This window comes from Nocardia sp. CA-120079 (genome assembly GCF_050955745.1).
GTDB lineage: Bacteria > Actinomycetota > Actinomycetes > Mycobacteriales > Mycobacteriaceae > Nocardia.
Map to the genome: position 1 here is coordinate 5831427 of NZ_CP192088.1, position 12607 is coordinate 5844033.

At 64.6% G+C, this 12607-nt stretch carries 11 protein-coding genes and 1 pseudogene; 9 read left to right on the forward strand and 3 right to left on the reverse strand.

Annotated features, from left to right (window positions below; translation table 11 throughout):
* The first annotated feature begins 13 nt into the window (after nt 1-13).
* Together ACQPYR_RS26895 and ACQPYR_RS26900 are read left to right on the forward strand one after the other, a co-directional pair.
* On the forward strand, nt 14-2398 hold the full coding sequence (locus ACQPYR_RS26895; protein ID WP_433621728.1) for an ATP-binding protein: 2385 nt from the start codon (nt 14-16) through the stop codon (nt 2396-2398).
* Nucleotides 2362-2619, forward strand: coding sequence for a hypothetical protein (locus ACQPYR_RS26900; protein ID WP_433621729.1), 258 nt, complete (start codon nt 2362-2364; stop codon nt 2617-2619). The genes ACQPYR_RS26895 and ACQPYR_RS26900 overlap by 37 nt, the downstream gene beginning before the upstream one ends.
* 80 nt (nt 2620-2699) lie before the next feature.
* On the opposite strand, the gene ACQPYR_RS26905 is transcribed toward ACQPYR_RS26900, so the two are convergent.
* Together ACQPYR_RS26905 and ACQPYR_RS26910 are read right to left on the reverse strand one after the other, a co-directional pair.
* Nucleotides 2700-3314, reverse strand: coding sequence for a dihydrofolate reductase family protein (locus ACQPYR_RS26905; RefSeq protein WP_433621730.1), 615 nt, complete (start codon nt 3312-3314; stop codon nt 2700-2702).
* 83 nt (nt 3315-3397) lie between these two features.
* Nucleotides 3398-4594, reverse strand: a pseudogene (locus ACQPYR_RS26910) (PucR family transcriptional regulator); the annotation flags it as partial.
* Nucleotides 4595-4774: 180 nt separating this feature from the next.
* Between ACQPYR_RS26910 and pruA the strand changes: the two are divergent.
* From pruA to cutA, 4 genes are all read left to right on the forward strand, one after another.
* On the forward strand, nt 4775-6421 hold the full coding sequence (gene pruA / locus ACQPYR_RS26915; protein ID WP_433621731.1) for an L-glutamate gamma-semialdehyde dehydrogenase: 1647 nt from the start codon (nt 4775-4777) through the stop codon (nt 6419-6421).
* Nucleotides 6421-7380 carry a proline dehydrogenase family protein gene (locus ACQPYR_RS26920; RefSeq protein ID WP_433621732.1) on the forward strand — a complete coding sequence of 320 codons (960 nt, stop codon included), beginning with the start codon at nt 6421-6423 and terminating at the stop codon, nt 7378-7380. Before pruA ends, ACQPYR_RS26920 begins: the two co-directional genes overlap by 1 nt.
* Before the next feature lie 165 nt (nt 7381-7545).
* Nucleotides 7546-8979 carry an amino acid permease gene (locus tag ACQPYR_RS26925; protein ID WP_433621733.1) on the forward strand — a complete coding sequence of 478 codons (1434 nt, stop codon included), beginning with the start codon at nt 7546-7548 and terminating at the stop codon, nt 8977-8979.
* A 232-nt stretch (nt 8980-9211) separates the two neighbouring features.
* Nucleotides 9212-9544 carry a divalent-cation tolerance protein CutA gene (gene cutA, locus ACQPYR_RS26930; protein ID WP_433621734.1) on the forward strand — a complete coding sequence of 111 codons (333 nt, stop codon included), beginning with the start codon at nt 9212-9214 and terminating at the stop codon, nt 9542-9544.
* Here cutA and ACQPYR_RS26935 read toward each other — a convergent pair.
* The gene (locus tag ACQPYR_RS26935; protein WP_433621735.1) at nt 9525-10757 is read right to left on the reverse strand and encodes a hypothetical protein; all 1233 of its coding nucleotides are present in this window, start codon (nt 10755-10757) and stop codon (nt 9525-9527) included. The genes cutA and ACQPYR_RS26935 overlap by 20 nt on opposite strands.
* A 166-nt stretch (nt 10758-10923) precedes the next feature.
* Here ACQPYR_RS26935 and ACQPYR_RS26940 point away from each other — a divergent pair, with 166 nt between their 5' ends.
* The 3 genes from ACQPYR_RS26940 to ACQPYR_RS26950 all read left to right on the forward strand — a co-directional run bounded on the left by ACQPYR_RS26940 (nt 10924) and on the right by ACQPYR_RS26950 (nt 12550).
* The gene (locus ACQPYR_RS26940; RefSeq protein WP_433621736.1) at nt 10924-11148 is read left to right on the forward strand and encodes a hypothetical protein; all 225 of its coding nucleotides are present in this window, start codon (nt 10924-10926) and stop codon (nt 11146-11148) included.
* Nucleotides 11145-11459 carry a hypothetical protein gene (locus tag ACQPYR_RS26945; RefSeq protein ID WP_433621737.1) on the forward strand — a complete coding sequence of 105 codons (315 nt, stop codon included), beginning with the start codon at nt 11145-11147 and terminating at the stop codon, nt 11457-11459. The genes ACQPYR_RS26940 and ACQPYR_RS26945 overlap by 4 nt, the downstream gene beginning before the upstream one ends.
* A gap of 290 nt (nt 11460-11749) precedes the next feature.
* Complete coding sequence (locus ACQPYR_RS26950; protein WP_433621738.1) at nt 11750-12550, forward strand: NAD-dependent epimerase/dehydratase family protein; 801 nt, start codon at nt 11750-11752, stop codon at nt 12548-12550.
* Nucleotides 12551-12607 lie beyond the last annotated feature (57 nt).

Below are 12607 nucleotides of genomic sequence, written 5' to 3' on the forward strand. Positions count from 1 at the left end.
ATAGAGTCGACGTGTGTCCGTGGAGATCGATTTCCGCGCCGTTTTCGAGTCCGCACCAGGTCTGTACCTGGTACTCGATGCCGACCTGTGCATTGTCGCGGTGACCGACGCATATGCCGCCGCGACGATGACCGAACGACAGGACCTCCTCGGCAAGCACATTTTCCGGGCATTTCCGGACAATCCGGACGATTCGTCGGCAGAAGGTGTCCGTAACCTGCGGGTATCGCTGGAACGGGTGCTGCGGGACCGGGTCACCGATGCGATGCCGGTTCAGCGCTACGACATCCGCAACCCCGACGGCGCCTTCGAACCCCGATTCTGGAGTCCGACCAACTCCCCGGTCCTCGGTACCGACGGCGAGCTGCGCTATGTCATCCACCGCGTCGAGGATGTCACCGATTTCGTCCGGCTCGAAGCATCCGACGCGGCGAAACGAGAGGAAACGGCCGCACTCCGGGCTTCGAGCCAGGAAATGGAACAGGAGGTGTTCGCCCGAGCCCGTGAGGTCGCCGAAACCAGCAGGCAGCTCAAGGAGGCCAATGTCGAGCTGGCTCAGTTGTACGCTCGCGCGAAGGAACTGGACGAACTGAAGAGCCAGTTCGTCGCCAATATCAGCCACGAGCTGCGAACCCCGCTCATGTTGATATTGGCGCCGACCCAGAAGTTGCTCGACCGGTGCGCGCCCGCCGACCGTGATGAGCTCGAGCTGATTCTGCGCAATGCGCGCATACTGCAGCGTCAGATCGACGATCTGCTCGACGCCTCGAAGCTGGAGTCGGGTGCGATACGACCCGATTATGCCTGGATCGATGTCACCGAGCAGGTGCGGCTCGGCTCGGCCTTCTTCGAGTCCATGGCGGTCGACCGCGGCATCCGCCTGGCGGTCGAGGCGCCGCAGCCCGTCCCCGCCGCACTCGATCCCGACCACCTGCAGCGCATTCTGTTGAACCTGCTGTCCAACGCCTTCAAATTCGTCCCCGAAGGTGGCATGGTCCGCTGCACCGTACGCCCTGCCGATGACGACGTGGTCATCGAGATCGCCGATAGCGGCCCAGGCATACCGGCATCGCACCGCGCCGCGGTCTTCGAGCGGTTCCGTCAGGTCGATGGCGCGGCGACCCGCGCGGTGGGCGGCACCGGTTTGGGCCTCAGCATCGTCCGTGACCTGGTGCGCCTGCAGCGCGGTGACATCACTATCACCGACGCTCCCGAGGGTGGCGCGATGATCGTGATCGAGCTGCCGCGAGCCGCACCACCGGGCACCCCGGTCCGCCGCTCGGCCACCGAGCCCACACCGATTCGCGCAGGTAACGCCGCCGACGCGCTGATCGCCGAGCTGACGCCCAAGAGCGGCGAACGCACCACACATGCGGAGACCGAATCGGATGAGTCGGAACCGAAACCGTCGGTCATTGTCGTCGAGGACAATGCCGACCTCAACGCCCTGATCCGGGAAGCGCTTTCCGAGTCCTATCGGGTCACGGCCGCCGACAACGGCGGTACGGGACTGCGGCTGGCCCGAGCACACAAGCCGGATCTGATCGTGTGCGACCTCATGATGCCAGGGATGAGCGGCGACGAACTTCTGCACAAGGTCCGTACCGACCACGAGCTGCGCAACACTCCGGTACTCATCGTCAGCGCACGCGCAGACGAGCGGTCGCGGCTGGAGCTGCTGCGTGCCGGCGCCAACGACTACCTGCGGAAACCATTCGAGGTCGCCGAACTCCGAGCACGGGTGGACAATCTGGTCGACCTCCGGCTGGCCGAGAAACGACTGCGGGCCTTACGGATCATCCACGAACGCGACCGCATCGCCCACGAACTGCACCGCACGGTGATCGATCAACTGTTCGGCATCGGAATGCGATTGAGCGGGATCCGTCCGCTGGCCCGTGTACCCGCCGTCGCCGCCCGCATCGACGACGCGGTCCAAGAACTCGACGCCGTCATCGATCACATCCGCGACACCGTCGCGGAACTCGTCTCGGAAGTCGAAATCGAGACCCCATTCCGCACGGAAATCATGGAACTCGCCAGCGAGGCCGCCGAGGCACTCGGCGCACAGTCCCAAGTCGGCTTCGCCGGACCGGTCAACGACCTCGATCCGGCTCTCACATCCGCAGTGCTCGAAGTCGTGGAACGGGTACTGCAGACAATGCGCCGCCGGGCAGTCGCCGAGGATATCCGGGTCAACGTCCTCCTCGACGACCGCCAATTCGCCATCGTCATGCACGAAATCACTTGGACACCAACCGATCTCGCGATAGCGGAGCATGTGCCCGAACCATTGCCGGAAACACTTGTCGGCTACGGCGCAAACCTGACAGTCACTACGCCCATACCCACCGAAACCGCTTGGTCCCTGACGATCCCGCGCACCGGCAGGTGCTGACCGCCTTCGAGGTCGATTTCGTCAAATACCCCGACCTGGCCGAAGACCCGAAGTACGCCTTCGCTACTGCTGGATGGTATTGGGATTCCAAGGATTTGAACGAAGATGCGGATAAATCGGACATCGACGCGATCACGCATACGATCAACGGCGGAAGCAACGGAAGCGCAGAGCGCAACGAGAATTACAGCCGCGCGCGCAAGGTCCTCGACGCGGAATGATCGAAGCGAAGACCATAGTTCCGCAGTTGCGACGCCCGAGTGGCATATGGCCACAGGACCATATGCCACTCGACGTCTTGCTAATCCTCTTGGGACAGGAACTGTTTCGCGTACTCGTACCCTTCGTCACCTTCGGCCGCTGCCTTGGCGTACACCAGGTGGACGACTCCGGTTTTGAAAGTATTGGACGAAAGCAGTTGCAACGGAAGCGCAGCGTCGGTCTCCTCGAACAATCGCAGGCCCTTGCGCACCGCGATCGGGTGCACCAGCAGGTGCAGTTCGTCCAAGAGCCCGACCTCGAGCAGTTGGCGGACAACCGATACCGATCCGCTGATGCCGATGGGTGCGTCGCCGGGCTCATCCTTGAGCGCCGCGACGGCCTCCGCCAGATCACCTTTCAGCACTTCGGAATTGCGCCAGGTGAAGGTGAGATCCTGATGGGTGACCACGATCTTGCGCGCGTCGCCGAGCTTCTTGGCCATCTCGGCATCCACATCGCCTGCGGCCTCCCGCTCCGGCCAGGCCCCGGCGAACCCCTCGTAGGTCTTGCGGCCCAGCAGCAGCGTGTCGGCCGCGCCGAGCTGGCTGTCGACAGCCGTGGCCATCTCCTCGTTGAAGTACGGGAAGTGCCAATCCTGGGGGTTCTCGACGACGCCGTCGAGTGCGATGAACAGTCCGGCGGTGATTTTCCGCATCGGTATCTCCTTGGTCGGTGGTTGATGCCGTGTCACCAGATCAGACGGACGGAAGCCGGAATAATCATCGCTCGCGTGCTCACCTATTCGGGCGATCGGCGATGCAGGGCGAGTTGGAGTTCGAGCAGCAGGCGATCGGCGGGATCGGTCAGGTCCATCCCGAGAATGTCCTCGACCCGGCGGATCCGGTAGCGCAGGGTATTCGGATGCACCTGCAGCGCCGTCGCGGCATTGCGCACATCGCCGTGTTCACGCAGATAGGTCTCGACGCTTTCGCACAGATTCGCGGAATGCTTACGGTCGTAGTCCAGTAGCTTGCGCAGGCGCGGATCGTGCAGTTCCGGCCGCAGGCCGACGAGATCGAGGATTTCGCCGAGCAGTACCGCGGTGCGCGATTCGGCCAGCGTGGTCACGCGGCCGCGCGGATAGGTCGCGGCCGTACTGTCGAGGACCCGGTCCACCTCGGCGCGCGCGCCCGCGACATGGGCCAGATCCGGTATGGGACAGGCGATGGCGGCGCGCAATTCGAATTCGGCTTCGAGCTGTTCGACCAGCTGACGAGTCCACGCGGTCACGGCATGTGCCGAACGGTATTGCGGCAGTAGCACATACACTCGATCGCCGAGGATGGTCGTCAGCGAATCCCCGCGAAATGAGCTGGCGCGCAGGCGAAGCATATTGCCGAAGGCGGCGGGCGACTTCACACCGGGAGCGACCGCGAAGCCGACCACCGCGGCCGGACCGGTCAGCGACAGATTCAACGCACTCGCCACGGCGGGCACATCGGCGGTAGCACCACCCGTTCCGAACAGCCGCTGAATCAGCAGCGCCTCGGTGGAGGGCGCGTCCAGACTGCGCGAAATCAGCCGGGCGGCAATGGCCGACGCACCGCGCAGGATCTCCGCGGCATCCGGTTTGAACGGCCGGTCGCCCTGCTGCAGCCAGATCGCGCCGAGCACCCGCGGCGCGCTCCCCTCGGCCTGCTCGCGAATGCTCACCACCAGGCGGCGCTTGATATCCAGCTCCTCGTGCGCCGGTATGTCGATGACATCGTCGGTACCGCGCAGCCGATCGAACACTCCCCACTTGCGCAGCACCCGCAGATAGTCGCGCGGCCCCTCCCGGCCGAGGATCGAAAGCACCCGCAGCTGGTCGGCCGCCTGATCCGAGGCCGAATACGCGAGCACATGCGATTGCGGGTCCTCGATGGACACCATCCCGCCCGCATTCTGGGCGACCATCTGCGCCAATCCGAACAGGTCCAGGTCCGCGGCCACCAACTCACCCTCGCTAGCCACGACCACTGCCCACTTTCATACAACTCGCCAATCCGGTCATCCCATCTTTGTCCGCTTGTCCGATTCTGCGGGCTGTTTTGCGGTGTTGACTTCGGCTCACCGTCATATACCAGCGCCGCTCGCGATTGCTTGCAGATCGCTCGAAACAACACAGGAGGACTCATGGACGCCATCGTGTCCACCCCACGCCCGGCCAACGAGCCGGTCGGCACCTTCGCACCGGGCAGCGCCGAACGCGCACGACTGCGGGCGAAACTGACCGAACTCGCCGCGACGCCGACCGAGATCCACCATGTCATCGGCGGCGAGCACCGGCGCACTTCGGGTAAGAGCATCGACGTCGTGCAGCCGCACAACCATGCCGCCGTACTCGGCACCCTCACCACCGCCGAGGCCGGCGATGTCGAGGATGCGATCGCCGCCGCCTCCGCCGCCGCACCCGGCTGGCGGGCGCTGTCCTTCGAGGATCGCGCCGCGATCTTCCTGCGCGCCGCGGACCTGCTATCCGGCCCGTGGCGCGAAACCATCGCCGCCGCAACCATGTTGGGGCAGTCCAAGACCGCCTACCAGGCCGAGATCGACGCACCGTGCGAACTGGTCGACTTCTGGCGCTTCAATGTGCATTTCGCCAGGCAGATCCTGGCCGACCAGCCGATCTCGACCCCTGGTGTATGGAACAAGGTCGAGTATCGCCCACTCGAGGGCTTCGTCTACGCGATCACCCCGTTCAACTTCACCGCGATCGCGGGCAATCTGCCGACCGCGCCCGCCCTGATGGGCAATACGGTCCTGTGGAAGCCGTCGCCCACCCAGGCTGTGGCCGCGTATTGGACGATGAAACTGCTGGAGGCCGCGGGTCTGCCGCCCGGTGTCATCAATATGGTGCACGGCGCGGGCCCGAAGATCTCCGATGTCGCGCTGACCGATCGACGGCTCGCGGGCATTCACTTCACCGGTTCGACCGCGACCTTCCAGCACCTGTGGCGTTCGGTGGCGATGAATATCGCCGACTACAACACCTATCCGCGCCTGGTCGGCGAAACCGGCGGTAAGGATTTCGTGCTGGCGCACAGCTCAGCGGATCCGGAGGTACTGACGACCGCGCTGATCCGCGGCGCCTTCGACTATCAGGGCCAGAAGTGCTCGGCGGCCTCGCGCGCGTTCGTCCCGAAGTCGGTGTGGGCCAAGATGGGCCGCGATCTCATCGATAAGGTCGGTGCGCTGAGCTACGGCGATGTCACCGATTTCGCGAACTTCGGCGGCGCGGTCATCGACCAGCGTGCCTTCGATCGCAATGCCGATGCCATCGCCCGCGCCAAGGCCACCTCGGGCTTGACCATCGCGGTTGGCGGACATACCGACGACACCGTCGGATACTTCGTCGACCCGACCATCCTGCTCGGCGACGACCCGACCGACGAGGCATTCAGCACCGAATACTTCGGCCCGATTCTCGCGGTTCACGTCTACGACGATTCGGTCGCCGGATCCTTCGAGGCGGCACTCGAACTGGTCGACCGCGGTTCGGCCTATGGCCTAACCGGCGCGATCATCGCCGACGACCGCAATGCCGTGGCGAAGGCCACCGAAAGTCTGCGCTTCACCGCTGGCAACTTCTACATCAACGACAAGCCCACCGGCGCGGTCGTCGGTCAGCAGCCCTTCGGCGGATCCCGCGCGTCGGGAACCAATGACAAGGCCGGCTCGCCGCAGAATCTGTTGCGCTGGACCTCCGCCCGCACCATCAAGGAAACCTTCGTCCCGCCGACCGAGCACACCTATCCGCACCAGGCACCCGAGGAAATCTGATGGCCATTTCCGGTCTGCTTCGCCCAGCCATGCTGGCCGCCTCGCGCTCGCCGCGCATGGAGCGCACCGTCACCCGCATGTCGACCACCAAGAAGCTGGTGGATCGCTTCGTTGCCGGTGAATCCGAGCCGAATGCGGTTGCGGCCGTGAAGAATCTGCTGAGTTCGGGTCGCTATATCACCGTCGACTATCTCGGCGAGGACACCACCGATATCGAGCAGGCCCGCAATACGGTGACACACTATCTTTCGTTGCTGTCGCTACTCACGTTGCTCCGTGATTCCGGGGCCGTTGGGCCGCTGGAGGTTTCGCTCAAGCTCTCGGCGCTCGGCCAATCACTGCCAGCGGACGGTCACGCGATCGCTCACGAGCACGCGCACCAGATCTGCACTGCCGCAGCGGATGCGGGCGTGCTGGTCACCATCGACGCCGAGGATCACACGACCACCGATTCGACCCTGTCGATCGTGCGGGAGTTGCGCGCCGACTTCCCGTCGCTCGGTACCGTCCTACAGGCCTATCTGCGGCGCACCGAGGCCGACTGCCGAGACTTTTCCGGTCCCGGCTCGCGAATTCGCCTGTGCAAGGGCGCATATCGCGAACCCGCTTCGGTGGCGTATCAGAGCCGAGCCGAGGTCGACCAGTCCTATCTGGACTGTCTGCGGGTGCTGATGAACGGCGACGGCTATCCGATGGTCGCCACCCACGATCCGGCACTCATCGAGGCCGCCGGGGTTTTCGCCACAGCAACCCGCCGCGGCTCCGATGATTTCGAGTTCCAGATGCTCTACGGCATCCGCGACGCCGAACAGCGCCGACTCGTCCGCGAAGAGCGGCACGTTCGGGTCTATGTGCCCTACGGCGATCAGTGGTACGGCTACTTCATGCGCCGACTCGCCGAACGCCCGGCCAACGTGGCGTTCTTCCTGCGCTCGCTGCGACCGGGCAGCCAGCGCTGATCCTCAGCTCGGCGGCCTTGTCTGTGCAGTCGGACAAGGCCGCCGAAGTTTATTTATCCAACTCGCCGATCACAGCGCGTTTGTGGTCCGATTAGCTGAGTGCTGCTCAGAATGTGATCTGCGTTACTGCACTGTCGGGTAGCGCAGAGGACGAAAGGAAGACCCATGTCCTTCGCGGAGTTGCGCAGCCAGATGTTGCGCCGCAAACCCCTCGAGCAGATCGAGGAGGACGCCGGGCCCGCGGACGAGCAACTGAAGCGGTCACTCGGACTGTGGCAGCTGACGGCGATCGGCGTCGGCGGCATCATCGGGGCGGGCATATTCGCCCTGGCCGGTTCGGTCGCGCATTCCGTCACGGGCCCGGCCGTGCTCATCTCGTTCCTGATCGCCGGTGTCGCCAGCGCCTGCGCGGCGCTGTGCTACGCGGAATTCGCCGGGATGGTGCCGAAGGCCGGATCCGCCTACACCTACGGCTATGTTTCCCTCGGCGAGATCGCGGGCTGGTTCATCGGCTGGGATCTGCTGCTGGAGTACATCGCGGTGGCAGCAGTGGTCGCGATCGGCGTCTCCGGATACTTCAAATTCCTACTGGGACAAGTCGATATCACGCTGCCCGATTGGATGATGGGCGCGCACGGCACCGGCGAGGGCCACGTGATCGACGTCTTCGCAGTGCTGTTCTGTTTGGGCACCGCGTGGTTGCTGTCGCGCGGCATCAAGAGCGTCGGCCGCTTCGAGACGGTCGCCGTGGGTATCAAGGTCGCGTTGGTCGTGCTGATCATCGTGCTCGGCGTCTTCCACATCGACAGCTCCAACTACACCCCGTACTTCCCATTCGACGTGGGCGCGGTATGGACCGGTGCGGCAACGGTCTTCTTCGCCGTCTTCGGCTATGACGCGATGAGTACCGCCGCGGAGGAATCCGTCGACGGCAAGAAGCATCTGCCCAAGGCCATCATCTACTCGCTGGCCATCGCGATGGTGCTGTACGTGCTGGCAACGCTCGTGCTGACCGGGATGCAGAAGTACACCGAGATCAGCCCGACCAGCGGTTTCTCCACCGCGTTCGAGTCGGTCGGCATGCCGGGCGTCGCGAATATCATCGCGATCGGCGCCATCGTCGGCATTGTCACCGTGGTGCTCACCTTCATGCTCGGCGTGACCCGGGTGTGGTTCGCGATGAGCCGCGACGGGCTGCTGCCGGAGTGGTTCGCCAAGACGCATCCGGTCCGCAAGGTGCCGACCCGGGTGACCTGGATCGTCGGCATCGGATCCGCGACGATGGCCGGTCTGCTCGATATCACGGTGGTCGCCGAGCTGACGAATATCGGCATTCTGATGGCCTTCATCGTGGTTTCCGTCGCGGTAATGGTGCTGCGCCGCACCCGACCTGATCAGCCGCGCGCGTTCAAATTGCCGCTCATGCCGGTGGTGCCGCTGGTCGGCATCGGCTTCTCGATCTACCTGATCTGGTCGCTGCCGTGGGAGACCTGGCTGCGCTTCGTGGTATGGCTGGTGATCGGCTTGGCCGTGTACTTCGGGTACTCGCGCATGCATTCCAAGCTGGAGCGCGGCGGGGACGTCTCGCTGGCGAAGTAGGCGCGAATCCGGTTGGGCGGGTGGATAAATGGCCACCTGCCCAACCGAATGGCACTGCGGCGCAGACACGTACGATTGCCGGGGTCGAAGATGGCCGCTGCCTGCGTACTCACATCATTGTCATGTATACGGAATCGCCCGGATTCGTCGGCGAATTATAGGCAGGATGTGGACACCGTCGGTCGCGCGTTGGGTTCTCCCCGACGTGACGAGAACACCTAGGGTAGCTGTCATGACGGCAGCACGAGTGTGGTCGGTTACCTCGACAACCCCGACCGAAGACGACGCGCGGGCCATCGCGAAGGCGGTTGTCGGCGAACGGCTCGCGGCCGGAGCCGAAATCACCGGACCTGCGGCGTCGGTTTTCTGGCATCGCGGCGAACTCGGCGAAGGACTGGAGTGGCGGGTGACGCTTCGCACCGCCACCGCTCGCCGTGAACGGCTGGCCGCGCGCGTCGCCGAACTGCACCCGTGGGACAGTCCCGAAGTCACCGCAATTCCAGTCGAGTGGTGTCTGGACAGCTACGCCGAATGGGTCGAGCGCACTACAACTGGGCCAGAATAGGCGGCCGTGCGGTAGCGGCACGACGCGCGAGTTCGACACCGCCGGTGCCCCTGGTGGCGCACCGCTGCGCGACTTCACGCACTCGGGGCAGCGGGCGCACCGATGCGACGCGACCAGCCAAAGTGAGCGCCTGGTCGATGGCCGTGATGGCACGCGTCTCATTGCCTGCGTCCAGATAGGCGTCCGCAAGCCACGTCAAATAGAGCGCTTTGTCGCGTGCCCAGTGGTCAGGGTAGGCGGTCAGCGCCCGTTCCAGCGGCGCGGTGGCCTTTTCCGGCTGATGTAGCACTGCCCAGACGCGGCCTGTCATGATGTCCAGCTCGGCGTGGTCGATCCAGGCGCACCAGTGCGGAGCCGCCGAGTCGGTACTCTCCAGCGCGTCGCGCGCGATGCCCAGTGCGCGATCCGCCCCGTCGCGGTCACCGGCAATGGCGCACGACCAGGCACGCCGCGATTCCAGCAGGGCACGCGCTTTCGGATGCGCGACGGAAGCGATTGCAGTGCAAGCGGTTTCAGCGGCGCGGGCGGATTCGCTGCTGCCCGTGACATAGGAGATGTGCACGAATGCGTTTGCCGCAAGTTCCGCGCTGCCCGCTTCGTCGGCGGCGCGACGGCTGTAGTCGAACAGGCGCAGCGCCGTATCGGTGAATCCGGCATCGAATGCGGCCCATCCGGCTTGCTGGGCTTGCTCGGAGGCCAGCTCGGTGAGTCTGGTGCGTATCTTCACGGTGCTGCTGGACCGGCTCAGCGTGCGCTCGGTCCGGGTCAACTCCGTGGCGTAGAGCCGGAAAGTGTCGGCGCCGCCGAGATAGCTGTCGAGGTCCGCGAGCCGCGCGAACTTCTGGCGCATATCGTCCACATCGAGAGCACCGATGCGGCGAGGTGGCTCGTCGGCGATCAGAGGCGCAGCCAGACCGGCCCCTACGAGGAAGGCGCGGCGTTTCGTAGCTTCCTCCCGTTCGGCATCGCGTTGGGTCCGTTTCGGATACAGCCCGAGAGCCGCTTCCGTATCGACCTCCAACAATGCCATGAGAGCGCGTCGTGTCGCATGTCTGGGCCAGCGGATCTCGCCGCATTCGATCCGGCTGACGGCCTGTGCGTCCACCGCCGACCGTTGGCCGGTGATTCGCTCGACCTCGGCGCACACCCGCTCGGCCAACTCGGCCTGGGTCCAGCCATGAGCCAGCCTTTGTGACCTGAACTGCTTGTTCATCGTCCGCTCCCCGCGCCCGGATCGACAGCTGCCATTTGCCGATAGTTTTGCGCTGTTGGCCAGGTCGCACAAGCGAGACGCTGATTTCAGCCCCAGCGCGGTCCACAACCCGTCCGACAGCGCAGGGGCCACTCCAAGTGGCAGACCACCAAAAGGGGGCATTCGGATGGGATCGGCAGCCGAGACGGCGGTACTGGACGTGCTCGCGCCCGGCGGCCTGCTGACCGCAGGCCAGATCATGCAACAGGGACAGCTCACCAACTGGAGCGCGCGGCGCGCGATCGGTCGGTTGTCCGACCGAGGTTTGATTGTGACCACGCCGCACCGGGCACGCTGGTCGATCACACCGCGTGGGCGCGCGGCGATGACCGGCTGGAGGGCGCGGCGATGAGGGCGCGGCCAACCGCGCTGGGCTGGATCGATTCGGCCGTGTCGGAGGCTCCACACTGGGACGCGGCGCTGGTGCGGCGGCTGGCGCGCCGTCTCGGCTACCTGCTCGTTTGGCCATCGGACAGCTCCGTACTGCCGCTGGTCGATCAGGTACGTGCTGCCGATGTCGATGCGGTGATCATGCCATCGCCGGGCCACCTGGACGCCATCACGCTGCATGCGGTGATGTGTATCGTGGACATCGAAACCGCCACGCCACGAATGAGTTTCGCGAGATGGGCGACCGTCCGAGCACCGGGGCAACTCGGATGAGCTGCTGGTTCGGGTTGCTGCTGGCAGCCGGGCTGCCGCTGGCGGTGCTCATCTGGGCGATTTGCTGGCCGCGTCGATGAACGGCTTGCGTAGATGATCGACCGATGCCCGTGTGGCATCGGTCGATACAGAAACGGTGTTGGACAGGCATCAATCCAGCGCAATACCCTTCTGACACGTTCGAGCGGAAGTGACCTACCCCACACTTGCGCTCGTACACAGGAGGACACGATGTGCGAAACCAGCAGTTCTGTCGGCATTTTCGGCTGTATGAGCGAGACCGATGCCGCATGAATGATCAGCGAATTCTCATTACCGGCGCCGGGGGCGGTATCGGCACGTTGATGCGGCCGCGTCTACGGCGTCCCGATCGCATTCTGCGGCTATTGGATCTGACCGAACTCCCCGCGCCGACAGCAGGCGAACGGGTCGAGTTCGTCACCGGATCGCTCACCGATCCGGCCACCATGGCAGCGGCCTGCCGGGATGTGGATGCGATCATCCATCTCGGCGGGATCAGCCGAGAAGACAGCTGGGACAACGTTCTCGCCGTCAATATCGATGGCACGCATACGGTTTTGGAGGCGGCGCGGCAAGCCGGTGTACCGCGGGTCGTGCTCGCCTCGAGCAATCATGCCGTGGGATTCCGCGCCGTGGGCGATGAACCGATTCCCGGAGACGCTTCGCCCCGGCCCGATACCTACTACGGTGTCAGCAAAGTGGCCGTCGAGGCGCTCGGCAGTCTCTATCATTCCCGCTTCGGCATGGATGTGATCTGCGTCAGGATCGGATCATGTTTCGAGCGTCCGCACGATGCGCGCGGACTGTCGATGTGGTTGTCCCCCAATGATTGTGCGCGACTGTTCGAGGCCTGCCTGGCCGCCGAGCGACCAGGCTATCGGGTGATCTGGGGCGTGTCCGCCAATACCCGTGCCGTCGTATCCCTGCGCGAGGCCGAAGAACTCGGCTATCACAGCCGCGACGATGCCGAACAGTTCGCCGCCGATATTCCGACTGTCGGTCATCCCCGCCCGTGGCTTATCGGTGGCCCGTTCGTGGAAACACCACTCGGCAAACCGAATCCGCTCTGACCGCCACCGAAAAACGCATCAGCCGATACCCAGACGGAATCGCCTTTCTCCGAACTT